Below are 22244 nucleotides of genomic sequence, written 5' to 3'. Positions count from 1 at the left end.
CGGCCCTTGAGCCAAACCCCTCAATACGTCGTGCGCCGCTCTTCGGAAGGCGGCCGGCCGAACTGCAGCCGATAGCTCTGGGCAAAATATGAGTGTGAGGTGAAGCCGGTGGCGATCGCCACGTCGAGGATCGGCATGTTGGTCTGGCGCAGCAATTCGCGCGCGCGCTCAAGCCTGAGCCGCATATAATAGCGACCGGGCGTCACTGTGAGGTGACGCAGGAACAGGCGCTCGACCTGGCGCACCGACAGACCCGCCGACTTGGCGAGTTGCACCGCCGACAGCGGCTCGTCGAGATGATCGGCCATCAGCTCGACGATGCGCCGCAGCTTTTCCGATTTGCCGGTCAGGTCGCGCTCAGGGCCGACGCGCTGGCGATCTCCGGCGGAGCGGATGCGCTCGTGCTGGAACTGGTTGGCGACGCCGTTGGCGAGGCTCGAGCCGAAATCGCCGCGCACGATCTCCAGCATCAGGTCGATGGAGGTGGTGCCGCCGGCGCAGGTGTAGCGCTTGCGGTCGATCTCGAAGACATTGCCGGTGCAGTTGATGTCGGGAAACCGCTCGACGAAGCCGGCGCGGTTTTCCCAGTGTATGGTGCAGCGATAGCCTTCGAGCTGGCCTGCCTCGGCGAGCAGATAGGAGCCGACCGAGAGTGCGCCGAGCGCGTTGCCGCGCCGGCCCCAGCTGCGCAGCGCTGCCAGCACCTTGCTCTTGCCGGGAAACTCCGTCGTCAGCCCGACCGAGACGAAAAGGATATCGACCGGCGGCAGATCGGCGACAGCGTAGTCGATCTTGAGCGGCAGGCCGTTGGAGGCCATGACGGCATCGCCATCGGCCGACACCGTCGTCCAGCCATAGAAGTCGCGGCCGAGCAGCCGGTTCGCCGACCGGAACGTGTCGATTGCCGCGGCCAGCGAGAACATGGAAAACTTGTCGACCAGCAGGAATCCGAACTGCCGGCCGCCTTGAACGGGATCGTTCGTGACCGGCCGCTCTGAGGGAACAGTGAGGTTCGGCAAAGCTGCGCTTTCCAGGATCAGAAGGAGGGCCGTTTCAACCCGGCCGCGAGATAGGCAGAAGCTAGCGTGTTGGCCATCAGCATGGCAATGGTCATCGGTCCGACGCCGCCAGGCACCGGCGTGATGGCGCCGGCCGTCTTCGCCGCTTCCGCATAGGCGACGTCACCGACCAGGCGGGTCTTGCCCTCGCCTTTTTCGGGCGCCGCGATGCGATTGATGCCGACGTCGATGACGGTAGCACCGGATTTGACCCAATCACCCCTGACCATTTCAGGTCTTCCGACAGCGGCAACGAGAATGTCGGCGGTGCGCGCCAGTGCAGCCAAGTCCTTCGTGCGGCTGTGCGCGATGGTGACGGTGCAGTTGGCGGCGAGCAAAAGATTGGCCATCGGCTTGCCGACGATGTTGGAGCGGCCGACGACCACCGCATTGAGTCCGGAAAGATCCTTGCCGCGCACGCGCTCGATCAGCAGCATCGAGCCGGCCGGTGTGCAAGGCACGAACGCCGTCTCCAGTTCGCCGGTGCCGAGCTTGCCGACATTGATGAAGTGGAAGCCGTCGACATCCTTTTGCGGCGCGATGGTCTGGATAACCTTGCCGGCATCGACATGGCCAGGCAGCGGCAGCTGCACCAGGATGCCGTTGATGGCCGGATCGGCGTTGAGTTCGCCGATGATATCAAGCAGCTCCTGTTCGGAGATCTCGGCCGGCAGCGTGTGCTGGACCGAATGAAAGCCGCATTCCTTGGCGGTGCGGGATTTGGAGGCGACGTAAACCTGGCTCGCCGGATCCTCGCCGACGATGACTACGGCGAGACCGGGCTTCTGCGTGCCCCTTTCCAACAGTTCGGCCGTCAGGGCCTTGACGCGCCGCACCACGTCTTCGGCGACGCGTTTTCCGTCAATCAACTCGGCCATGAAGCACCCTTAAACATCATTCTTCTTCGGGCGGCATTTTCACGAAAATGCGGCTGAGCAATCCCGTCAAAGCGCCGTCTTATGCCGTTAACTCGAAACCGATGGCTTTTATTCGGCGCTCAGAAATAGCGGCGGCCCGATCGGCTTTCGGTGAGTTCGCGAACCGCTTCGCGGAATTCGCGCAGGCTGGCTCGGATTTCCTCGATAGAGGCTTGCTGTGCAGCGGCTTCCGAAGCCTGATTTGCCTTGTCCCATGGGGCTCGGGGATAGATCGACTGCTGCTGCGGATAAGGCACTTGCCCGGCATCGGGCTTCGGCGGCTGCGTATAGGGGTACGCCTGCATTGGCGGGGCCGGATACATCTGTTGCGGGTGCGAAGCATAGGCGCCCTGCTCGGCTTGCGGCTGCTCGTAGCCGGCCGGCGCCGGCTGACGCGGCGCGAAGGGAGACGCCGGTTCCGGGCGAGCGGAATAGATCGGATTCCGCTTCGCGCTTTCGGCGACTGCCGGTGAGCCACTGGCTGAACCACCGGAATGCGTGTTGGCAGAGTCTTCCCTGCGTGCCTTGCCCGGCGCGATGTTGCTCACCGCCGACAGCAGCGCGCTGATCGGACCTGAACGCCTGGTGGCCTCGACTGGCGGAGCGGGCGGCGGTGACGCCTGGTATCCCTTGTCTTCAATGGGTGTCGGGCGCTCGGCCGTCCTGCGACGCGGCCGCGCATTGGCGGTTTCGCGCAGGCTCGCATAGGCACCGCGCATGGCGCCAAGACCGACACCAGAGGCGAGGCCCGCCAGCAGGCCGGCAAGCACCGTCACGGCGCGCGACGGTCCGTTTGGCTCGAGCGGGGCGAAGGCCTTGGAGATCACGTTGATGTTGGCGGTGTTGATGTCCTTCTGCTCGCCGGTTTCCTTGGCGCGCAGAAGATATTGCTCATAGACGGAGCGTTTGGCGGCGGCCTCGCGCTCCAGTTCGCGCAGGGTGACCAGGTCGCTGTTGACGTCGCCGCTGCGGACCTTCAACTGCGCCAGCCGGGAGGCCAGATCCTGTTCGAGCTGCACGGCGCGCTTCAGGTCGACCTGCAGCGAAGAGGCGATGCGGCGCAGTTCCCCGTCGATACGATCGCGCGAGCCGGCAAGCTGGGCATTAAGCGCCTGGAGCTCGGGATGGCGCGGCCCGAACCGGATCGCGGCGCGGTCGGCCTCCTGCTTGAGCGTCGCATATTGCGAGCGCAATTCGCTCATGGTGTTGGAGTTGATTTCCTCCGGCAAGGTGCCGCTCAGAACAGAATTCACGTCGATCGAGCGCGCCGACGCCGCACGGGCGTTGAGTTCCAGCGTGCGCGCGCGGGCGATGGCAAGCTGCTGGTTGAGCTTGAGCATCTCGTCGTCGCTGATTAGGTGACCTTGCGCGTCGACGAGGTCATGCGTGGCCCTGAAATCCTCGACCTTGCGCTCGGCCACTTCCACGCCCTTGCGCAGCTCGTCGAGCCTGCCGGTCAGCTCGTTGGTCGCGCGGCCAGCGGTGTCGGACTGGATCTGACCGAACGTCTGCAGGAAAACGTCCGTCATCGTGTTGGCAATGAGAGCCGACTTCTCGCCATTTTGCGTGGTGGCGCTGACGGAGATGACGAAGGTCTTGCCGCCGCGCTCGACCGAAAGGCTTTCGGCCAGATTGCCGACGGCCAGCGCACGGCGGCGGTCCGCATCGGCACCCGGCTCGTCATTGCGCGACAGGATCGACCGGATGAGCGTCATCACACCCAAGCCATCAGAACCTTGCCCATTGAACTCCGGATCGTTGACGAGATTGAGCTTGTCCACGACCTTGTTGAGTACAGTACCGGAGGTGAGCACGCGAACCTGGTTTTCGACGATGGCCAGCGTGGCGTCGGATGCAAGCACCGATTGGGTGAGATCGCGGTCGGTGAGCTTCAGGTCGCGCGGGTCGACGATCAGCTCTGCGGTGGCTTCGTATTTCTTCGGCGTCGACAGCGCGATCGCGACGCCAAGCGTGGCGCCCAGTATGGTCATGGCGACGATCAGCAGCTTCGACCGGGCAATGCCGCGGACGACCCGCATCGGATCGATCAACGGCCTCCATTCTTGTCCGTCGTCGCGGGAAGACCGCTGCTCGGCACCGGCATTATATCGGGACTCGAATGCGGCATATCGAGGCTCGTCGCCTGCGTATCGCGGATCGAACGCGGCGTATCGAGGATCGTCACCGGTGTATCGAGGCTCGAACGCGGCATGTCGGGGATCGGCATCGAAACGGCGGTCCCCGGAAACACCCGCAGCAACCGGCTCCTCCCGCGGCCTGGCTTCCGCATAGTCCGCTTCAACGGCCTCGTCCGCCTCAAGCGGTATCCGGGCGGCCGAAGCGGATGCATAGCCGGCTCGAGGCTGGCTTGTTTCATCGTCTGCCGAGAATTCCGAAGCTACCGGGCGTTCCTGGGGTGCCGAGGGCTCCGGAGCTGCGGAGAGTTCCGGATGCGCTCGCGCCTCCCGGCGTGAGCGCGCGAAACGATGGCGCGTGGCGGCATCCTCGCGCCATGACGGGTCCGCCCGGTCCCCGATCGAAACCAGCGATGGTTCAGCGTCGTCTTCGCCGCGCATCGCCTGGCCGAGCGCCAGCAAGGATCGCTCGCGCTTCCAATCTTCACGGTTTTGCCTGTCGACCATTGTCGTGGAGCTTGCCCCTGGCGGCTTGGACGCGCGGTCAGCCATTCGTTAAGCCACGCTAAACAAGCATAGGAAACAAACGGTTAATTTCTCTGCCTTGAAGATGAGGTTTCCCTCTTCGGTTGTGTCCTTCTTGAAGCAACAAAAAGCGTTCAGAACGGCGCGTTAAACTTTCCAACCTATGCTGTCTCCGACACATGACTCAGGCTGGCAACATCCCGCAAAGGCGGCCCCTCGCCCGGATCGGCGCTTTCGTGGCCGAGCGACGGGGACTGGTTCGCGACTATCTCTCGGCGATCAGCGGCGCAGGCGGGCGGCTGGTGTTTTCGCTCGCCTATTTCATCGCGCTGGCCAACACGCTGTCCATCGCCGAGTTCGGCATGTTCGCGACCGCTTCGGCGGCCGGCGTGATGCTGTCGCGCATCCTGGGCTTCGGCTTCATCTCGGCGCTTTACCGAACCGCCACCATCCGCCCCAATCTGATAGGCACCTTCACCGCCGGCTTCCTTCTGCTCGGAGTGATATCGCTGCCGTTGCTGGCTGCCGCCTCCTACGGCGTCTACCTGATCTTCTTTGCCAGCACCGTGCCGCTGTCGGTCTTTGCGGCGATCGTCTTTGCCGAGGCGCTGTTATGGCGGCCGGTCGAGGTCGCGCTGATCGTCAACAACGGCCTCGGCAAGTTCGGCCGCGCCGCGCTGCTGACGATCCTGGCAACGGCCTTGCGGGCGCTCGGCGCCGTGCTGTTCATGTTCGCTGCGCAGCCGACCATAGGGGTCTGGTCCTGGTATTATATCGGCGCCAACGCCGCCTCGCTGCTCATCGCCTTCGGATTTTTCTATCCGCGCCAGAGGCTGCGGCTGCGACTGGAACTCTATCTGCGGCGGCTCGCCGATTCCATCTACGTGGCCGGCGCGGAGGTGCTGTTCTACCTGCAGATGGAATTCGACAAGCTGCTGGTGCTGGCGATCGGCGGTCCGCACCTCGCCGGCATCTATGCCATCATCATGCGGCTTGTCGACCTGACCGCGATCCCGATCCGCACCTTCTCGATGATGCTGGTGCAGCGCATGATGCGCGCGCCGGAACTGCTGTCGCGCCTTTCGGTCAAGAGCGGCATCGAAGGCGGCGTGTTCCTGGTCTCGACGCTGGCGCTGGCGGCGCTCGCCATCGTGCTGCATTTCTTTCCCAACGCGCTGGGCAAGAATGTTGCCGAGGCCGCCCCTCTGGTGGCGCTGGCGATCTGCGTGCCAGGCCTGCGCAACCTGGTCGAATATCAGGCCGAGCTTCTGTTCGCGCGCGGCCAGACGCTGGTGCGGGCGATCAACCTGGCCCTGCTTGCCGGGCTGAAGGCGGTCCTGCTGACCTATGTGCTGACCACCATCCTGGACATGCCGGAACTGGTGTTGTCGCTCAATGTCGTCTTCCTGCTGCTCTACCTCGCCTCGACGCTGCTCACCTATTCGGCGATGCGCAAACCGGCGAAGCCGGTGTAGGGTCGATCAGCTGGCCGCCGACGCCCGGCCCGTTGCGGCCGTCCCTCGTTCAGCCCGCCTCAGTTTAGGCATTGCGCAGCAGTGTGCTATCGGGCAGGTGGGCCCAGGCCAACGGAGTTGAGCCCGGGCCAACAGAGTGATGAGATGCGTCTGAGCAACTGCCACGACTTCCATGACTTCCGCAGCATGGCCAAACAGCGCCTTCCCCGACCGATCTTCAACTACATTGACGGCGCGGCAGATGACGAAGACACCTATCGGCGCAACAGGGCTGCCTTCGATGACTGCGACCTGGTGCCGAATGTCCTGCGCGGCGTGACCAATGTGGACATGTCGGTGACCGTCATGGGCCAGAAGCTGGCGATGCCGGTCTACTGCTCGCCAACAGCGCTCCAGCGCCTGTTCCACCATCAGGGCGAACGTGCGGTGGCGGCAGCGGCGGCGAAATATGGCACGATGTTCGGCGTCTCCTCGCTCGGCACCGTCAGCCTCGAAGAGGCGCGCCAAATCAGCAATGGGCCGCAAGTCTACCAATTCTACTTCCACAAGGACCGTGGATTGAACCGTGAGATGATGGCTCGGGCCAAGCAGGCGGGGGTAGAGGTGATGATGCTGACGGTAGACAGCATCACCGGCGGCAACCGCGAGCGTGACAAGCGAACGGGGTTCGCCATTCCCTTCAAGCTCAACCTCGCTGGCATCGCGCAGTTCGCGGTCAAACCGTCATGGGCGATCAACTACTACACGCATGAGCGGTTCAAGCTGCCGCAGCTCGACGGTCATGTCGACATGGGCGGCGGCGCGATGTCGATCAGCCGCTACTTCACGGAGATGTTGGACCCCTCCATGGCGTGGGACGACGTTGCCGAGATGGTGCAGCACTGGGGCGGACAGTTCTGCCTGAAAGGCGTCATGTCGGTCGAGGATGCCAGGCGCGCGGTCGAGATTGGCTGCACCGGAATTGTCCTCTCCAATCACGGCGGTCGCCAACTCGACGGCTCGCGTACCGCGTTCGACCAGCTTGCCGAGATCGTCGATGCGGTAGGAGACCGAATCGACGTGATGATGGATGGTGGCGTTCAGCGCGGCACGCACGTGCTCAAGGCCCTCTCGCTGGGCGCAAAAGCCGTCGGATTGGGCCGCTACTACCTTTTCCCGCTGGCGGCCGCCGGGCAGGCCGGCGTCGAACGCGCACTGGAATTGATGCACATCGAGATCGAGCGTGGCATGAAGCTGATGGGCTGCACCTCGGTCAACGAGCTCACGCGACGGAACCTGCGCTTCCGTCTGTAACAGGCGACTTCCACCCTTTCATCACCCCTACCGGGAAAACGGCAAGGGGCGGTGGGCTCAACCGGTCGTTCAGGGTCTGACCCAAGGACTAATCGAGCCCGATCAGGCGGCGGATGCGACCGATATCCGTGCCGATGAAGGACTGCATGCCGATGGCTACCTGTTCCGGTGCCATGGCGGCGACGAAGCGGCGGAACTCGTCATCCGACAGCGCTTCGCCCGTCCAGTGGACGCGGCAGAACTCCTCCGAGCCGTGGAAATGGCCGGCACCGTCGAGCACGTCGTCGACATAGCGGCCGTAGATCATGCATTCGGAAAATTTGCGCACAGCGCCGACGGCCTCGACCCAGTTGCGGCCATGGATCTTCTCGATCCGGGCGCACATCGCCGTCACGGTTTCGCGGCGCCATGCAATCAGCGTCGAAATGTAATCGTGGGTGGAAACCTCTGATGGATCGATGCCGAGCGCCGAGCCCGCATTGCGCGACCAGATGCGATGGTCCTCATGACCATCACCGGATAGCACGCCGTCGCGGCGGAACAGCCGCACCTTGCCATCGCGCCAGAAGGCGCTGCAGTCGAAAGGTTTTAGGAACGCCACGTCGGAATCGCAGAAGATCAGCACATCTTCCCCGGCGTGCGCCGATATCGCGATGCGGCGAAGCTGCTGCACATGCCAGCCGCGCAGCGGCATGGTCTTCAGGCTTAGCCAGATGCGCCGACGGAACAGGCTGAGCGGATCGTCGAAGGCATGCAGCCAGCGCGGCAACAGGTCCCACTCGTCGACGATGGTGCGGCGGCTGTTCTCCAGCTGGCGAAACAGCGCCACATCGCGATGCTCGACAAGGATATAGTGGTGCGCCACGCCGGAAACGTAGCGGTCGAGGGTTTCGCACAGCAGGCGGCAACGCTCCAAATCCGGCGCATAGCTTGCCGTAACGACCGCCGCCGTCGGCGTCCGGCGAAGGACATCGGGTCCGGCGGCAGGGCTCGGCACGAACCGGCTGTTCAATGGCCCGCTCCGGAGCCTGCCCCGCGGCCTGATCTGGCAGGGGCGGGCCTGCGCAAGAATTTCTGGCCAATGACGCGCCACAGAAACACAGGATTACCGACGACATAGCGGCGCCAGAGGCGGCCCGGCTCGATCCACAGCCGAAACAGCCATTCGAGCCTGAGCCGGCGCATCCACAGCGGCGCCCGCGGCACCGCGCCGCTCAGGAAATCGAGCAGCGCGCCGACGGCGATCGGCAGTGTGCAGTGGCGCGCATCGATGTGGCGCGCGATCCACAATTCCTGGCGCGGCACGCCCATGGCGACAAGCAGCACGTCCGGCCGCAATCTGGCGATGCGATCGACGATTGCCGGCTCCTCTGCGGGGGAGAAATAGCCGTCGTGGATGACCACGAATCTGTGCTGCAACGCGAGCGCTGCCAGCTTCTTCGATGCCGCCTCGGCGTTGGCCTGCGTCGCGCCGAGCAGCCCCACGGTCAGCGGCTTGGCGGACGCCTGCAGGAAAGCAGGGATGAAATCGGTGCCGTTGAGATTGTCCGGAAACCAAGTTCCGTAGAGCAGTTTCGCCGCCAGATCGACGCCGACACCGTCGGGCAGGATGAGAAAATCGTCGAGTGCCTTGGCAAAGACCGGCTCCGTATAGGCGACATTGGCGTTGTGGGCGTTGAGAAAGCTGACCTTGGTGAAGCGCCGCTCTGCAATCAACCGGGTCAGCAGGGCGACCGCATCGTCCCAGCGGATGGCGAGGACGGATATGCCGAGGATCGATTTCAAACTGTCGACCCCGAATGCGGCGCGGGCGGTGTGCATGTTCACGCGAACACCTCCTGCCTGATGGGATCGAGCTTTTTCAGGCCGAGCCTGATTGCGGCATCGAGCGCTTTCACCTGCCGGCGGTGGAAAGCGCTTCCGTCGACGTCCCTGACATTGGCCGTCGCGGCTTCCAGGGCGCCGGCGAAGGCGACCGGATCGTCGGCCACGACGCAATTGACCGGGCGATGATCGATGCCGCGCAGCGAATGGCTGGTGGCGACGGAAGGCAGGCCGAGTTCGAAAGTCTCGATGGTCTTGAGCTGCACGCCGCTGCCGGAGGTGCTGATCAGCGGAATGACGGCGGCACTGCGCACGAAGGCCTGCGCGTCCGGCACGCGGCCGACGAATTCGACACCGGGATGCGTGGAAATGACGCCCGGCGGCACGCTGCCGGCGATCCTGACCCGGAAATCCGGCCTGAGATGCGGCACCACTTTGTCCAGGAACCAATCGAGGCCGATGCGGTTCGGCTGCCAGGTCCAGGTGCCGATCAACGCCGCGTCGCAATCGATACGGCGCAGGGTTTTTTGCGCGGGCGGCTCGGCGCGAGTCACCAGCGGCAGCATCGCCGAACGATCGTCGGAGCCGACGCCGAGCGCTGAGCGATCTTCCTCGGCCAGCGTGAAGACGAAGCGTGCCCGGCGGCAAAGTCGTGCTTCAATGACCTTGAGCAGCTTGGCCTCACGGCGAAACAACATGCGCTGGAAGAGACCGCCGGCAGCAGCGGCGTTCTGCAGCGCCGAACTGTGCTCGACATTGTGGGCGACGAAGATCGACGGCCGGTCGCCGAAGAGGCTTTCGAAGGCGCCGGCGAACTGCACCGAATTCAAGACGTAGCCGTCGAAAGGGCCGGCACGCTCGACGGCGGCTTGGACCTCGCTGTCGGAGACCACGCGCAGCTTGACCGACGCGAAAGTGAGGCCGGAGAGCAGCGCCTTTGCAACCCAAGCGAGCTTTTGCAGCGATGACGCGCTTTCGGTGCGCACATCGACGGCACCGAGCACGATGGTGTTTTGCGGATCGCTCGCAGGCTTGCCGGGCCAGGTGAAGCCGATCACCGTGACGCGCGCGCCGGCGCGCCGCAATGCGGCGATGATCGCGGCATTGGCGATCTCATAGCCCGAGGCAAGAGCGCCGTCGGGCACAATCGATGTGGCGAACAGCAGATGCATCTCACCTATCCTGAGCGGATACAGCTAGCAAAGCGCGGTGAAGCCTTGATTAAGTGAAGGTATTTGGCGGCCTGGAGTCGCGGATTTGCGGGCTTGTCCGCGAAAGGTGATTAACGAAACGTTATCGTCGCGATGCTATCAAGGACCAAACTCACCATCCCGGGCTGAACACGGATGATCCCATTGCCATCGGACGATTCGGTATCGATCGCGGGGCGCTCTCCGGGGCTTGTCACGACGGCCGTCGAGGCGGTCGTGACGCTGCCGACCTTCAAACGGCCCGAGCAGCTGCTGGCGACGCTGGCATCGCTCAAGGCCCAGCAAACCGGCAGACGCTTCGCAATCATCGTCATTGAGAACGAGGCCGAGGCGCGCGCCGGCGCCAGGGCGGCGCTGCCGCTGTTCGAGCGCGGCGAGATATCAGGCATGGTCATCATTGCGCATGAGCGCGGCAATTGCAGCGCCTATAATGCCGGCTGGCAGACGGCGATCCTGCACTTTCCAAATTTCAGGCACTTGCTGGTCATCGACGATGACGAGATCGCCGATCCGCAATGGCTCGAGCGCATGTGCACGGCGGCTGAGACACTCAGTGCCGACATCGTCGGTGGCCCGCAAAGGCCTGTGTTTGCCGACGCCGCCCATGCTGGATGGGCCGAGCACCCGGTCTTTGCTCCACCCTACCGGGAGACCAGGCGTGTGCCTGCGCTCTATTCCTCCGGCAATCTGCTGGTTGGGCGTTACGTGCTCACCGCCATGGGGCCGCCCTTCCTCGACCTGAAATTCAACTTCATAGGCGGCGGCGATTCCGATTTCCTGAGCCGCGCCGCGCAAAGAGGCTTTGTGCTTGGCTGGTGCGCCGAGGCGCAAGTGCGGGAAAGCGTCCCGGCCCGACGCGTCGAAGCCGACTGGATCCGCGCCCGCAGCCTGCGCAATGGCGTCATCTCGACACTGGTCGAGAAGAAGAAACGGGCTGGCACGCCGTTTGCCGGCACCAAGGTCTTTCTAAAGAGCCTGGCGCTGCTTGCCGCCTCGCCGTTTCGCGGTGCGGCCAGGCTGATGCGGACGGGATCATCGGCGGCCGCCTTATACCCCATTCATGTCGCCCTCGGCCGCGTGCTTGCCGAATTCGGATATGCCAATGAGCAATACCGGCAGCCTGAGAAGAACTGAGCGCGCGCCGCTCAGCGCGGCGTTCACGCGCGACGGCGTCGCGACCGCGATCGCGGCGCTGCTGTTTACCGTCATCCTGGTGTCGTTCCGCCCCTTCCAGCCGGCCGGCGCCGAAATGACCGGCGACGGCGGCGACATCGTCAACCAGCTCGGCTTCGGCTCGCTTGGCGCGATCTCGATCTTCTCGCTGATGGCTTTCGCCGACCCGCGCGTGGTGCGCTCGCTGCTCAGCCCGTCCTGGCTGCTGATGCTGGCTTTCCTCGTGCTGTCGGTGGTGATGGCAACCGACCCGCCGACGGCCATGCGCGCCGCTTCGTTCACGCTGATCGGCATTTTGACAATGGCGACGATCCTGGCGCTGACCCGTGACGCCGAGGCTTTCTCGAAAGTCATCATCTTTACCACCGTCGTCGTCATGGGCCTTTCCTATGTCGGCCTCATCGTCTTTCCGCACGAGGCACTGCACACCACCGCTTCGCTGGAGCCGGAACATGCCGGCCTGTGGCGCGGCGTGTTCACCCACAAGAATATCGCCGGACCTGTCATGGCCTGCTTCAGCTTCGCCGGGCTGTACCTCTACCGGCGCGGACAGCGGCTATGGGGCGCGTCGATCTTCTGCGCGGCGATGATCTTCATGTTGCACACCGGTTCCAAGACGACCGCGGGACTGGTGCCGTTCTCGATCCTGATCGTCGTGCTGCCGAGCCTGATCGGCATGCGGCTCGGCACGCCGATCCTGTTTGCGCTGGCGATCATCGCCGCGGCGATCGCCACGCTGGGTATTGTCTTCCTGCCGCCGGTGAAGCATCTGGCGGCACTCTATTTCCCCGACCTGACCTACACCGGGCGGACGACGCTGTGGGAGTTCGCCGGCGAGATGCTGGCGAAGCGGCCGTGGACCGGCTACGGCTACGAGAGCTTCTGGGGCACGCCGCTGCTGCTCAACCAGGACCAGCCCTTCGACCGGGCCTGGGATATCAGAACCATCGTGCATGGCCATAATGGCTATCTCGACATCGCGGTGCTGATGGGCATCCCGGCGCTCTGCGTGGCGGTCTACACTTTCCTGATCGCACCGCTGCGCGACTACATGCGCATCCCCTTGCGCAAGGAAAACATCTATCTCGGCGACTTCTTCATGATGGTGGCGCTGTTCGCAGCGCTGAACGCCTTCCTCGAAAGCTTCTTCTTCCATCGCGCCGATCCGGTCTGGTTGTTCTTCGTGTTCGGCATGTTCGGCCTGAGGCAGGTGTCGCTGCGGCCGATGGCAGTTCGGGGCCTGTCCTGACGCCATCCATCCCAAGAGGACTTTCCCGCCTAGTCGCGAGCGTCTATGGGAGAACCTTTTAGCGGAGGTTTTCCATGACGATCAGGCTCGTTCTCGCCGGCTGCGGCAATATGGGTTACGCCATGCTCTCGGGCTGGCTGAAATCGGGCAAGCTCCCCCCGGCGGCGGTTTTCGTGGTCGAGCCCAATGCCGATCTGCGCAAGCGCGCCGAAGCGCTGGGCTGCGGTGCCGCCGCAGATGCCGGCGGCATTCCGGCGGACGCGGTGCCGGCCCTCGTCGTCATCGCGGTGAAGCCGCAGGTGATCCGCGACGTGACCGCCGCCTACAAGCGCTTCAATGATGGCCGCACCACCTTCGTCAGCATCGCCGCCGGAACGCCGGTCGCCACGTTCGAGGCCATTCTGGGCGATCGCGCGCCGATCGTGCGCTGCATGCCCAACACGCCGGCGGCGATTGGCAAGGGCATGATGGTGGTGTTTTCCAACAGGCTGGTTTCCGACGACACCAAGCGTTTCGTCGCCGATCTGCTTTCGGCGAGTGGGGAAGTGACCGATATCGACGACGAAGGCCTGATGGATGCGGTGACGGCGGTGTCCGGGTCGGGACCCGCCTATATCTTCCATTTCATCGAAGCGTTGACCGTGGCGGCCGAGAAGGCCGGCTTGCCGACCAAGACGGCCAGGCTGCTGGCCATGCAGACGGTCTATGGCGCCGCCTCGCTCGCCGCCGAAAGCGGCGAAGATCCGGGCGTGCTGCGCCAGCAGGTGACCAGCCCGAACGGCACCACGGCCGCCGCGCTGGCCGTGCTGATGGGCGAGGACCGGCTGACCCACCTGCTCACCGAAGCGGTGGAAGCGGCGCGGCTAAAGTCGATCGAGTTGGGGAAGTAGGTTCGGCTTCGCGGATTACGCGAGATCGGTATGCGAAAAATCGTTACCCTTGTAGAGCAGTGCGGAGCCATGACTTTTTGCGCAGGCATAAGAAAGGCAGTCGGCTAAGTTGAGCTGGGCGGGATGCCCACGCCCCTTTCCATAGTCTGAAAACGCCTGGATCGCGAGCGCGGCATCGCCGGCGTCGATCGGCACGATTTCGATTTCAGCCTCGCGAAGAAACGCCTCTATCGCGTCCCCGGCGACAACCGGCTGGACGGCGAGCATCGTTGAAAGCCGCATCGCCGCTTCAAGCACGACCAGCGCCGAAGTTATCCTTGCTGGCGCTGCCTCGATGCGGTTGCTCCACTCGCCGGCATCCTCTTCTCCTGAAAGAATCGCGACAACCACGGAGGTGTCGACGAACATTAGGAATGTCCCCACATTTCGTCGATCTCATCCTTGTTGACAGCCCGACCGCCCTGGCCTGCCTTGGCCTTGAAGTCGTTGGCAATGGCAGCGAGCCGCTCCGCCAGGGGAATGCGTCCGCTTTCCCGCTTCAATTCGGATTCAAGCGCTTCGATGACCGCTTCGGTCATCGAAATCTTTCGTTTGGCAGCAAGCTCTCGCGCCAGTTCGCGTGCGCGCGGGTCCCTGATCTGAAGATTCATGTAATCGGCCTCCGCCTCGCTGTCACTACAATATAGAGAGTTTGTCATGACAATACCAGCGTGCTCGGACGAAAGCCGTCCGACAGCTCCCACTCTCGACGGCATCAAGCCCCATACAGCATTTCGTCCTGCAGCCGGCGCAAGGCGAACAGCTTGGTCGTCGGGTCGGGTGCGGAATTGCCTGATGTCAGCAGCTCGCCCTTCCTGACCGGTTTCAGCACCTTGCCGCTTTCGAGCAGGCCGACCGGCACGGCGCGGTTGGCGCGAGCCTCTTCGACAGTCATGGTCCACGAACGGTAGCAGGTCTCGCCGATCGCATCGAACGTCTCTCCTGCCGCCAGATCGCGCTTGGCCACGGCGCAGACCTCGGCAACCGGCCTCGGCAGCGGCACCATGTCCGGCTTGCCGTAGAGCGCGATACGCGCGGCGGTGAGCGGCACTTCCAGCGAGGTCAGATGATACGGCCGGAAGAAGCTGTAATAGGGACCGTGGCCGATATGCAGATCGTCCATACGCTCGATGATGCGCGGATGCGTCGCCTCGACGATGACGAAGACGCCGGGCGCCACGCCCTTGCCGATCGTGTAGTCGACGACGCCCTTCTTCGACAGGATGCCGCCATCCGCGCGCGGGATGAGCACCTTGGCCAATTCATCGCGATCGGCTTTGGGGCCGTGCATGCCGGCAATATCAGGCACCAGCCCGGTGGCGTTGGCGATGGCGCACATCTCGACCATGGTCTTGGATCCGTCGACGAACTCGACCAGCATGCGCGGGTTCATATTGCGCCGCAGTGCTTCCGCGCGATAGTCATCGGGGACGGCGTCGTGGTTGAGCGGGTTGTTCTTGCCCTTGCCGGCCGAGACGATGGTGTAGCCGAGTGCCGAGGCGAACTCGATCAGTTCCATGCAGCTCGACGGCTCATCGCCGGCGCCGACCGAATAGACAACGCCGAGCCGGTCGGCCTGCTGCTTCAGATAGCAGCCGATGGTGACGTCGGCCTCGACGTTCATCATCACCAGATGCTTGCCGTGCTCCATCGCCATCAGGTCGAAATCGGCGGCGACGCCCGGCTTGCCGGTAGCGTCGATCACCACGTCGATCAGCGGATTGGTCACCAGCATCTCGTTCGAGGTGATGGCGATCTTGCCGCTTTCGATCGCCTCGCTGACCTTCGACGGCGTATCGGCCTCCCGTGCCATCGCCTCGTCGCCGTAGGCGATGCGGATGGCGTCACGTGCCGTGTGCGGGCGCCGGGTCGAAACGGCGCACACCGAAATGCCAGGCATAAGCATGCCTTGCGTCACCAGGTCGGTGCCCATCTCGCCGGAGCCGATGACGCCGATGCGCACCGGACGGCCTTCCGCGGCGCGCTTGGCGAGATCGCGGGCAAGCCCGGTCAGGGCGACATTGGTCATGCGCAAGTCCACTGCTTTTGATTTGAGGGGGGAATAGCAGGGAACGCCCACCTTTTGCCAACGAAACCGGCCGCCGTAGGCAATTTCTTGTGGCTGGCTCTCACGTCGCGAGCGGATAAGGTTCAGCCTGGATACTGTTCAGAGACGAGGAACGCCCCTGTCGGGCGCGGCGCGCCCCGACAGGATTTCAGGCGAGGTTGGCATGACAAAATGAGTTCACGCCCGCACCGCAAGCAGTCATGCCGTGAGAGCGACGACGGTGCCGGAGCCTGCGCTCAATACCTGAGGCCCGGCTTGGATCGTCCGGGACCGCCCCTCGGCAGTCGGCTCCGTCTGCTGGCTTCGTTTAGACTAGAACTTGTACGCAATGCCTACAGAGACGGTGTGCATCGTCAGGTCGACTTCCCCGCGCGTGATGTCTTCCGTGCCGAAATCGTAATAGCGATATTCGGCCCGCCCAAGCCAGTTGTCGGTGAAAGCGTGTTCCGCGCCGAGCCCCGCCGTCCAGCCGGTGAAGCTCATATCGTCATCTTCCACAACCGTAGACACTTCGCCATGCGCAAAGGCAATACCGGCGGTGCCAAAAAGTAAGGTGCGATCCCAAGCGTAGCCCACGCGTCCGCGCACGGACCCGAACCAGTCGATCTCGGCGTCTCCGTCATCGTCGAGCTCGATCCAGCTCTTGTTTATGTCACCCTCGACACCGAACACGAAATTTCCGGACTGGAAATTATAGCCGGCAAGCGCTCCAGCAAATGCTCCATCCAGATCGGCCGTTCCAACAAGTGGTGGATTGGTGAAAATCGTCACATCCGCATCAGCCCAGCCATATCCGGCTTGCAGGCCAAGATAGACACCGCTCCAGTCATAGACTGAAGCGACCACGGGCTCCTCATACACTGGGTCTGCCGCGAGAGCGCATCCGCCCCAGGCAAGCAGTATCGTGGCGGTGAAAGCAGTCCGTCTGATGGAAAACATGGCACCCCTCCTCGGCTCTAGAAATATCCCCCACAGTAGCCGGCTATCTCCTCTAAGTCTGTTGCTGAACTGCAACGCTGTGGAAACATTCAACACGTCGAACCCTGGCCCGTATTGCCGCGAAGCGGACCGCCACGCCCGCTCCCAGGTCTGGAATCTCAGCCGCCGGCTATCTGATCGTCCTGGCAACGCTTGTCCGGGAAATGCCGTATCGGGACATGGCAAGTGGTGGCACCTCGCCAAACAACTCAAGATCCATCACCTAAACTCCGGATCCAAACGGACTTCCCCATTTGCTGCTCTGGTCCGCTGCCGTGCTGCCTCTAATTGCTTGCTGAGAGGCAGGTGAGGCTAGTATGTGGAATCTGGCGAAAGAGGGCTGGGCACTCCTTACGGAGAGCATTGTCGGCTTCATCAATGACAACGCCCTGAGTCACGGGGCAGCAATGGCGTTTTATGCCACAACCTCGCTTGCGCCGATCCTGCTCATCGTTGTCGCTATCGCTGGCCTGGCCTTCGGAAATGATGCGGCGCAACTTGCCCTTTCGGCCCAGCTCGCGGGTCTGATGGGGGCGCAGAGCGCGGAGCTTTTGCAAGCGACAATCGAAAATGCCTCCCATCGGACGGCGGGCACTCTTGCGGCCATCCTGGGGCTCGTCACGCTGTTCGTCACCGCATCCGGCGTGTTCGGCGAAATGCAGCTTGCGCTGAACGAAATCTGGAAAGTCAAACCGGTTAAGACATCGATTTCCGGGCTTGTGCGGGCCCGCGCCGCAAGCCTTGGGCTCGTCGCCGCGCTTGGCTTCCTGCTCCTGGTGTCCCTGGTCGCGAGCGCTGCAATTTCTGCGCTTGGCGAAATCATCAACGCATATCTACCCTTCGGCACCATTATCCTGAGCACAATCAACGGGATCGTCTCGTTTGCCCTGATCGCGCTTTTGTTCGCGGCAATCTACAAGGTCCTGCCCGATCGCGCGCTGCGATGGCGCGACGTTGGCATCGGCGCCGTGGTGACGGCGTTTCTCTTCACGATCGGCAAGTCGCTGATCGGCTGGTATATCGGAGCAAGCGCAACCGCATCGTCATACGGCGCAGCCGGTGCGCTGCTCGTCGTGCTGTTGTGGGTCTTTTATTCGTCCGAGATCTTTCTGCTGGGCGCCGAGTTTACACGAGCCTACTCGGTTCGATATGGCAGCCGATCCGATCTGGAGGCGACCATCAAAGCAAGTGATCGCGAACAGAAGCTGGCGACGGCGGCCAGGATTGAAAAGTCTGAAAACGAAATCCTTGGCTGGATTGTTTTCAGCAGTCTCCTCACCGCGTTTCTAAGCCATTTCTGGCATCAACACCGGCGCTGAGACGTCCGGCGCGGCGGCCCGAGCCTAGCAGGGGCTTGGGGACATCTGATCGAAGCGACGTGCGAAGTTCCTTCGCCGCCGCCACCAGCTTGGCGCGGTTGCTTCCATATCTCTTGATCAACTGATGGACTTGCGCCGGGGTGATACCGTTTTGCCGGGCAAAATGCGCTACTATGTAGTCCTCGCTGCCGGAGATCCGATCCCGGTGGCGGGGATAGAGCTTCGCCGCGTCGGCTGTCATGCTTACTCTCCTTTTTGGTCACGTTTGCTGAACGATGTATGATTGGCCAACGCAAAAGGGGCGATTTCGTTGCCGCATGCGACACCAGTGCACTTCGCTTTTTCGCCTCAGCCCTGACGCAGCAAAGCAATCGGACCGACGCACGCCTTCGGTTCCATACGTCGATTTTTCGAGACTCAGCCCTCTGGCACGCGCATGATACGGGCAGGGAGGAAAAGCCATGCGCGAATTGCCAAAGAGCATTGACGCAGACGTTGTAATCGAAATCAGCAGGTTGCTCGACGACCGTGCGAAGTCGGCACCAGTGCCAGTCCACAAGCTTGCCTCGATGATCTCGAATAGTGTCGAGACCGACCTGCCGACAGCTTCCATTGAAGAGTTGATCGTTGAAATGGCCATGACCCGCCAACTTCCGATGTTGTTCGATCTACCGGGGGCGGATGCAGACAACGTCATATCGATCGCATTGGCGCGCGCCAGCTGATCCCGCTGGGGAACCTTTCTGTCGAGCGTGATTTCAAGACGCGGACGGTTCCATTCAATCCCCTTCTCCGCCCCGCTGGCTCCGGCCGGCGGCTTTTGCTGCGTCGCCCATAATAATCGTCATGGGCGATCCGCCGTTCGGGAACGTGTGGTGTCCATTTGCATTTCCTCCAGACAACAAAGGAGGAATCCATGAACTGGGATCAAATCAAGGGAAAATGGATGCAGTTCAAAGGCAAGGCCAAGGAGCAATGGGGCGACCTCACGGACGATGACCTTGATCGCATCGAGGGCAATCGTGACCAACTCGCAGGACGTATTCAGGAGCGGTATGGAATTGCCAAGGAAGAGGCAGAGCGCCAGATAGACGACTGGTCCAGAAGCCTCACCTGAGCGTTCAGAAGGCTGCGCCGTCGATCGGCGCAGCCTTCGGCACCGTCCAAAGCCTGCCGCTCCGAAATGAGCGGCGGGCGACGTGTATGCGACGGTGGCGAGGTGATCTACGCCACCGTCGCTTTCAGGATGTTCGGAACGAGAGCTAGCGCGCCGATTGTCTGTTGGCTTGTGCGGCGACTGCCGTGAGGAAAGCGGTTGCGGCAGTATCGCACGCCGCTCGGGACGGGCTATAGGCGAAAAGGATCAGCTCGGCAGCCCCTATCGTAAGGCCATGCTTTTCAGCGAAAGCAGCTATTTCGTAGGGCTTGTCGTGACCTATGGCCAGATCGTAGTCTTCGTTCATTACTTCCTCCCGTTTGCGACGTTCCTCGCCTTGGCCCCTCCTTGGCGCAAAGATTAAGTTCCGGGGCATTGAGAGAGTCTACCAATTGGAGATTGCAAAAGGCTTAGGCCTACGGCGCCTGATGCGATCCGGTCGAGGCGGAGGACTCCATTTTGTCCGCTGCACATCGAAAAAGATTATATGATTGCGCTGATATCGCAGGTGGTCGACGCAAGCCAATGCCGATTTTTTCAGTCAAGCACACGACCGTCTATCGCTACACGCAACCGGTGACGTTTGGCGAGCACCGGCTGATGTTCAGGCCGCGCGATAGTTTCGATCAGCGACTTCTCGATCACGCGCTGTTTGTGAACCCCGAGCCCAAAGAGATTCGCTGGATCCACGACGTTTTCGGAAACTGCGTTGCGGTAGTCGACTTCAAGGGCTCCGAAGACGAACTGCGTTTCGTGACAGACATTCGGCTCGATCACACACCGCAGCATGCGCCTGATTTCCGGATCGATGAAGCGGCACTCAGCTATCCCTTCTCCTATGATCCCGACGAGGCAACCGACCTCACTCAAACCATGGAGCGCCATCATCTCGATGACGGCGACGAGATCGGCAAATGGGCACGACAGTTCGTGAGTGCCAGAGGGCATACCGAGACGGGCAAATTGTTGATGACGCTTTGCTATGCCATCCACGAGAGCTTTGTGTATTCCCGTCGAACTGAACCAGGGACGCAACCGCCGCTCATGACGTTGCACCTGCGTCGAGGCACATGCCGGGACTTTGCGCTGTTTATGATGGAAGCAGTTCGTTCGCTGGGTTTTGCCGCGCGTTTTGTGACTGGCTATGTCTATGTGCCGAACCGCGATAGTGCTTCTGTCCTCGGCGGCGGTTCGACGCATGCCTGGTGCCAGGTCTATTTGCCTGGCGCGGGCTGGGTCGAGTTCGATCCCACCAATGGCATTGTCGGCAACCGGGATCTGATCAGGGTGGCCGTCGCCAGGCACCCGCAGCAAGCCATCCCTCTTTCTGGAAGCTACTCCGGCAGCACGTCGAGTTTTCTCGGCATGACGGTGGAGGTCAAGGTGGTGAAGGAAGCCGGCACCAATGGAAATTAGAGAACCCTAATGTTTTGCGGAACTGTTCGGACAGTCTGGAGTTTGCTGAAATCAACGCGTTGGAGCTGCCATGCGTATCCGCGCCGGTTTCAAGCTTGCCTACGAATGTCCGCAGCCGACACCGATGCTGCTCGTCCTTGAGATCCATCCTTCACGTCGCATCGATCTTTTGACAGAACAAATCATCGGCTTCGATCGCCCGAGCGAGGCCCGCGGCTATATCGACGCTTTCGGCAATCTATGCACGAGAATAGAAGCGCCCGCCGGGCTGACGACGATATCAACGAACTTCGAAATCTATGACACCGGTAAGCCAGAAATTGTGGTCGCCGACGCCATCCAGCACGATATCAAAGAGCTGCCCGACTACGTGCTCAGGTTTCTTCTCGGCAGTCGCTATTGCGATACCGATCGGCTTGGCGACTTCGCTTGGGCCAATTTCGGCAACACCGCACCCGGATGGGCGCGCGTCCAGGCGATCTGTGATTTCGTTCACGAACACATCGCCTTCAACTACCAGGCCGCGGACACGCTGCGGACCGCCTACGGCGCGCTAACCGATCGGGCCGGCGTTTGTCGTGATTTTGCGCATCTGGCAATCACGCTGTGCCGTTGCATGCACATTCCGGCGCGATATTGCACCGGCTACCTCGGCGACATCGGGATACCGCCGATGCCGTATCCCATGGATTTCAACGCATGGTTCCAAGCCTATCTCAGCGGCCATTGGTTCACCTTTGATGCACGGCATAACCAGCCTCGTATCGGCAGAATCCTGATGGCGACGGGATGCGATGCGAATGACGTCGCCATCTCAACGAGCTTCGGTCTTTCCCGGCTTACTCGCTTCGAAGTCATCACAGAAGAAGTCCAAGCCGAGCCTGAGAAGGCGCCAGCCCGCCGCACCTTTCGGCATGACGGGCTTCAGCGGGAGGGGTCAAGTCAATCGTAGACCTTCACAATCTTGCGGGTACCTGGATCGACCAGGACGGTTCGGCCGTCGATGACTACGTAGCGGTACTGAACGTCCGGCACCTCGTAGAGCTCGACTGTCTCGGGCAGAGCAGTGCCGATGTTGAGCTCCACGCCGGGAAGGCTGAGGGATGCCAACGGTTTCTTTTTCACGTATTCCCGGATCACAGTGTCCTGCTCGGGTTGAATGATGACGTCCTGAGCAGCGGCGGCGCTGACACCAACGAGCAGAAGGATGCCTGCCGCAGCCGATGTAAGTTGCTTACCCATATTAGCCTCCGAGCAACCTTCAGCTGCGGTGCTTGATTGCTGCCGCCACGGGTTGCTTACTTATCTAAAACGGGGCGGAGCAATTCCTGTTCCGGTGGCGCGGCGCGAACCCGCTGCCACGGCATATCAACGCTGACGTTTGAGGTCGCGCCCGCTCAAGGCTTAGTTTCTTCCTGAGGAGGCGCGCTTGGGACTGGACAATCAGGATGCGGCCATTGTTCACACGGAGAGGGTTTGTCGCCAGCGTCGCCATAACGTTCCACGAGTTTTGCGAAT

Annotated in this window: 23 protein-coding genes; 10 read left to right on the top strand and 13 right to left on the bottom strand. The window is 62.3% G+C overall.

Annotated features, from left to right (window positions below; genetic code table 11):
* Positions 1-20: 20 nt before the first annotated feature.
* The 3 genes from CIT25_RS05360 to CIT25_RS05350 all read right to left on the bottom strand — a co-directional run bounded on the left by CIT25_RS05360 (position 21) and on the right by CIT25_RS05350 (position 4617).
* Complete coding sequence (locus tag CIT25_RS05360; RefSeq protein ID WP_095483530.1) at positions 21-1019, bottom strand: GlxA family transcriptional regulator; 999 nt, start codon at positions 1017-1019, stop codon at positions 21-23.
* Positions 1020-1036: 17 nt separating this feature from the next.
* Positions 1037-1936, bottom strand: coding sequence for a bifunctional methylenetetrahydrofolate dehydrogenase/methenyltetrahydrofolate cyclohydrolase FolD (folD, locus tag CIT25_RS05355; RefSeq protein WP_095483529.1), 900 nt, complete (start codon positions 1934-1936; stop codon positions 1037-1039).
* A gap of 119 nt (positions 1937-2055) precedes the next feature.
* On the bottom strand, positions 2056-4617 hold the full coding sequence (locus tag CIT25_RS05350) for a GumC family protein (RefSeq protein ID WP_095483528.1): 2562 nt from the start codon (positions 4615-4617) through the stop codon (positions 2056-2058).
* Positions 4618-4814: 197 nt separating this feature from the next.
* Here CIT25_RS05350 and CIT25_RS05345 point away from each other — a divergent pair, with 197 nt between their 5' ends.
* Together CIT25_RS05345 and CIT25_RS05340 are read left to right on the top strand one after the other, a co-directional pair.
* On the top strand, positions 4815-6110 hold the full coding sequence (locus tag CIT25_RS05345; RefSeq protein ID WP_095483527.1) for a lipopolysaccharide biosynthesis protein: 1296 nt from the start codon (positions 4815-4817) through the stop codon (positions 6108-6110).
* Positions 6111-6254: 144 nt separating this feature from the next.
* Positions 6255-7403, top strand: coding sequence for an alpha-hydroxy acid oxidase (locus tag CIT25_RS05340; RefSeq protein WP_095483526.1), 1149 nt, complete (start codon positions 6255-6257; stop codon positions 7401-7403).
* A gap of 88 nt (positions 7404-7491) precedes the next feature.
* On the opposite strand, the gene CIT25_RS05335 is transcribed toward CIT25_RS05340, so the two are convergent.
* Genes CIT25_RS05335 through CIT25_RS05325 form a run of 3 tightly spaced genes read right to left on the bottom strand, consistent with a single transcriptional unit; the run spans position 7492 to position 10399 of the window.
* Positions 7492-8415 carry a DUF6492 family protein gene (locus tag CIT25_RS05335; RefSeq protein WP_095483525.1) on the bottom strand — a complete coding sequence of 308 codons (924 nt, stop codon included), beginning with the start codon at positions 8413-8415 and terminating at the stop codon, positions 7492-7494.
* Positions 8412-9230: a WecB/TagA/CpsF family glycosyltransferase gene (locus CIT25_RS05330; RefSeq protein ID WP_095483524.1), complete on the bottom strand. Its 819-nt coding sequence runs from the start codon at positions 9228-9230 to the stop codon at positions 8412-8414. Before CIT25_RS05330 ends, CIT25_RS05335 begins: the two co-directional genes overlap by 4 nt.
* Complete coding sequence (locus CIT25_RS05325) at positions 9227-10399, bottom strand: glycosyltransferase (protein WP_095483523.1); 1173 nt, start codon at positions 10397-10399, stop codon at positions 9227-9229. The genes CIT25_RS05330 and CIT25_RS05325 overlap by 4 nt, the downstream gene beginning before the upstream one ends.
* Before the next feature lie 174 nt (positions 10400-10573).
* On the opposite strand from CIT25_RS05325, the gene CIT25_RS05320 reads away from it, so the two are divergent.
* The 3 genes from CIT25_RS05320 (at position 10574) to proC (ending at position 13750) form a co-directional block, all read left to right on the top strand.
* Positions 10574-11572, top strand: a complete 999-nt coding sequence (locus CIT25_RS05320) for a glycosyltransferase family 2 protein (RefSeq protein WP_095483522.1) — start codon at positions 10574-10576, stop codon at positions 11570-11572.
* The gene (locus tag CIT25_RS05315; protein ID WP_095483521.1) at positions 11541-12860 is read left to right on the top strand and encodes an O-antigen ligase family protein; all 1320 of its coding nucleotides are present in this window, start codon (positions 11541-11543) and stop codon (positions 12858-12860) included. The genes CIT25_RS05320 and CIT25_RS05315 overlap by 32 nt, the downstream gene beginning before the upstream one ends.
* 74 nt (positions 12861-12934) lie before the next feature.
* A complete protein-coding gene (gene proC, locus CIT25_RS05310; protein ID WP_095483520.1) occupies positions 12935-13750 on the top strand; it encodes a pyrroline-5-carboxylate reductase in 816 nt (271 codons plus the stop codon).
* Positions 13751-13765: 15 nt separating this feature from the next.
* Here proC and CIT25_RS05305 read toward each other — a convergent pair whose 3' ends face one another.
* The 4 genes from CIT25_RS05305 to CIT25_RS05290 form a co-directional block, all read right to left on the bottom strand.
* Positions 13766-14158 carry a type II toxin-antitoxin system VapC family toxin gene (locus CIT25_RS05305; protein ID WP_095483519.1) on the bottom strand — a complete coding sequence of 131 codons (393 nt, stop codon included), beginning with the start codon at positions 14156-14158 and terminating at the stop codon, positions 13766-13768.
* A complete protein-coding gene (locus CIT25_RS05300) occupies positions 14158-14400 on the bottom strand; it encodes a type II toxin-antitoxin system VapB family antitoxin (RefSeq protein ID WP_095483518.1) in 243 nt (80 codons plus the stop codon). The genes CIT25_RS05305 and CIT25_RS05300 overlap by 1 nt, the downstream gene beginning before the upstream one ends.
* A 104-nt stretch (positions 14401-14504) precedes the next feature.
* Positions 14505-15818, bottom strand: a complete 1314-nt coding sequence (locus CIT25_RS05295) for an NAD(P)H-dependent oxidoreductase (protein WP_095483517.1) — start codon at positions 15816-15818, stop codon at positions 14505-14507.
* Positions 15819-16169: 351 nt separating this feature from the next.
* Positions 16170-16796: an outer membrane protein gene (locus CIT25_RS05290; protein WP_095483516.1), complete on the bottom strand. Its 627-nt coding sequence runs from the start codon at positions 16794-16796 to the stop codon at positions 16170-16172.
* A gap of 356 nt (positions 16797-17152) precedes the next feature.
* On the opposite strand from CIT25_RS05290, the gene CIT25_RS05285 reads away from it, so the two are divergent.
* On the top strand, positions 17153-18154 hold the full coding sequence (locus CIT25_RS05285; protein WP_095483515.1) for a YihY/virulence factor BrkB family protein: 1002 nt from the start codon (positions 17153-17155) through the stop codon (positions 18152-18154).
* Here CIT25_RS05285 and CIT25_RS05280 read toward each other — a convergent pair.
* Complete coding sequence (locus CIT25_RS05280) at positions 18111-18395, bottom strand: DUF3606 domain-containing protein (protein ID WP_095483514.1); 285 nt, start codon at positions 18393-18395, stop codon at positions 18111-18113. The genes CIT25_RS05285 and CIT25_RS05280 overlap by 44 nt on opposite strands.
* Positions 18396-18615: 220 nt before the next feature.
* On the opposite strand from CIT25_RS05280, the gene CIT25_RS05275 reads away from it, so the two are divergent.
* Positions 18616-18879 carry a hypothetical protein gene (locus tag CIT25_RS05275; RefSeq protein ID WP_029348484.1) on the top strand — a complete coding sequence of 88 codons (264 nt, stop codon included), beginning with the start codon at positions 18616-18618 and terminating at the stop codon, positions 18877-18879.
* Between the two features lie 191 nt (positions 18880-19070).
* Positions 19071-19271 (top strand): CsbD family protein, encoded by a 201-nt coding sequence (locus tag CIT25_RS05270; protein WP_095483513.1) that lies wholly within the window; start codon positions 19071-19073, stop codon positions 19269-19271.
* A gap of 145 nt (positions 19272-19416) precedes the next feature.
* Here CIT25_RS05270 and CIT25_RS05265 read toward each other — a convergent pair whose 3' ends face one another.
* The gene (locus CIT25_RS05265; protein WP_095483977.1) at positions 19417-19617 is read right to left on the bottom strand and encodes a hypothetical protein; all 201 of its coding nucleotides are present in this window, start codon (positions 19615-19617) and stop codon (positions 19417-19419) included.
* Positions 19618-19835: 218 nt separating this feature from the next.
* Between CIT25_RS05265 and CIT25_RS05260 the strand changes: the two genes are divergently transcribed.
* Positions 19836-20726 carry a transglutaminase family protein gene (locus CIT25_RS05260; RefSeq protein WP_095483512.1) on the top strand — a complete coding sequence of 297 codons (891 nt, stop codon included), beginning with the start codon at positions 19836-19838 and terminating at the stop codon, positions 20724-20726.
* A 70-nt stretch (positions 20727-20796) separates the two neighbouring features.
* Positions 20797-21678 carry a transglutaminase-like domain-containing protein gene (locus CIT25_RS05255; RefSeq protein WP_095483511.1) on the top strand — a complete coding sequence of 294 codons (882 nt, stop codon included), beginning with the start codon at positions 20797-20799 and terminating at the stop codon, positions 21676-21678.
* Here the strand turns inward: CIT25_RS05255 and CIT25_RS05250 are convergent.
* Positions 21669-21968: a DUF1236 domain-containing protein gene (locus CIT25_RS05250; RefSeq protein WP_095483510.1), complete on the bottom strand. Its 300-nt coding sequence runs from the start codon at positions 21966-21968 to the stop codon at positions 21669-21671. The genes CIT25_RS05255 and CIT25_RS05250 overlap by 10 nt on opposite strands.
* Between the last annotated feature and the right edge of the window lie 276 nt (positions 21969-22244).

The organism is Mesorhizobium mediterraneum (assembly GCF_002284565.1).
In the GTDB taxonomy this organism is placed as follows: domain Bacteria; phylum Pseudomonadota; class Alphaproteobacteria; order Rhizobiales; family Rhizobiaceae; genus Mesorhizobium; species Mesorhizobium mediterraneum.
This window is presented reverse-complemented; position numbering and strand designations above follow the sequence as displayed.

Coding starts and splice junctions, on each gene's coding strand:
- CIT25_RS05275 (WP_029348484.1), top strand. CDS start 18,616: ATGCGCGAATTGCCAAAGAGCATTGACGCAGACGTTGTAATCGAAATC.
- CIT25_RS05315 (WP_095483521.1), top strand. CDS start 11,541: ATGAGCAATACCGGCAGCCTGAGAAGAACTGAGCGCGCGCCGCTCAGC.
- folD (WP_095483529.1), bottom strand. CDS start 1,936: ATGGCCGAGTTGATTGACGGAAAACGCGTCGCCGAAGACGTGGTGCGG.
- CIT25_RS05260 (WP_095483512.1), top strand. CDS start 19,836: ATGCCGATTTTTTCAGTCAAGCACACGACCGTCTATCGCTACACGCAA.
- CIT25_RS05270 (WP_095483513.1), top strand. CDS start 19,071: ATGAACTGGGATCAAATCAAGGGAAAATGGATGCAGTTCAAAGGCAAG.
- CIT25_RS05300 (WP_095483518.1), bottom strand. CDS start 14,400: ATGAATCTTCAGATCAGGGACCCGCGCGCACGCGAACTGGCGCGAGAG.
- CIT25_RS05265 (WP_095483977.1), bottom strand. CDS start 19,617: ATGAACGAAGACTACGATCTGGCCATAGGTCACGACAAGCCCTACGAA.
- CIT25_RS05305 (WP_095483519.1), bottom strand. CDS start 14,158: ATGTTCGTCGACACCTCCGTGGTTGTCGCGATTCTTTCAGGAGAAGAG.
- CIT25_RS05295 (WP_095483517.1), bottom strand. CDS start 15,818: ATGACCAATGTCGCCCTGACCGGGCTTGCCCGCGATCTCGCCAAGCGC.
- CIT25_RS05280 (WP_095483514.1), bottom strand. CDS start 18,395: ATGACAGCCGACGCGGCGAAGCTCTATCCCCGCCACCGGGATCGGATC.
- CIT25_RS05345 (WP_095483527.1), top strand. CDS start 4,815: ATGACTCAGGCTGGCAACATCCCGCAAAGGCGGCCCCTCGCCCGGATC.
- CIT25_RS05340 (WP_095483526.1), top strand. CDS start 6,255: ATGCGTCTGAGCAACTGCCACGACTTCCATGACTTCCGCAGCATGGCC.
- CIT25_RS05255 (WP_095483511.1), top strand. CDS start 20,797: ATGCGTATCCGCGCCGGTTTCAAGCTTGCCTACGAATGTCCGCAGCCG.
- CIT25_RS05250 (WP_095483510.1), bottom strand. CDS start 21,968: ATGGGTAAGCAACTTACATCGGCTGCGGCAGGCATCCTTCTGCTCGTT.
- CIT25_RS05325 (WP_095483523.1), bottom strand. CDS start 10,399: ATGCATCTGCTGTTCGCCACATCGATTGTGCCCGACGGCGCTCTTGCC.
- CIT25_RS05290 (WP_095483516.1), bottom strand. CDS start 16,796: ATGTTTTCCATCAGACGGACTGCTTTCACCGCCACGATACTGCTTGCC.
- CIT25_RS05350 (WP_095483528.1), bottom strand. CDS start 4,617: ATGGTCGACAGGCAAAACCGTGAAGATTGGAAGCGCGAGCGATCCTTG.
- CIT25_RS05285 (WP_095483515.1), top strand. CDS start 17,153: ATGTGGAATCTGGCGAAAGAGGGCTGGGCACTCCTTACGGAGAGCATT.
- CIT25_RS05320 (WP_095483522.1), top strand. CDS start 10,574: ATGATCCCATTGCCATCGGACGATTCGGTATCGATCGCGGGGCGCTCT.
- proC (WP_095483520.1), top strand. CDS start 12,935: ATGACGATCAGGCTCGTTCTCGCCGGCTGCGGCAATATGGGTTACGCC.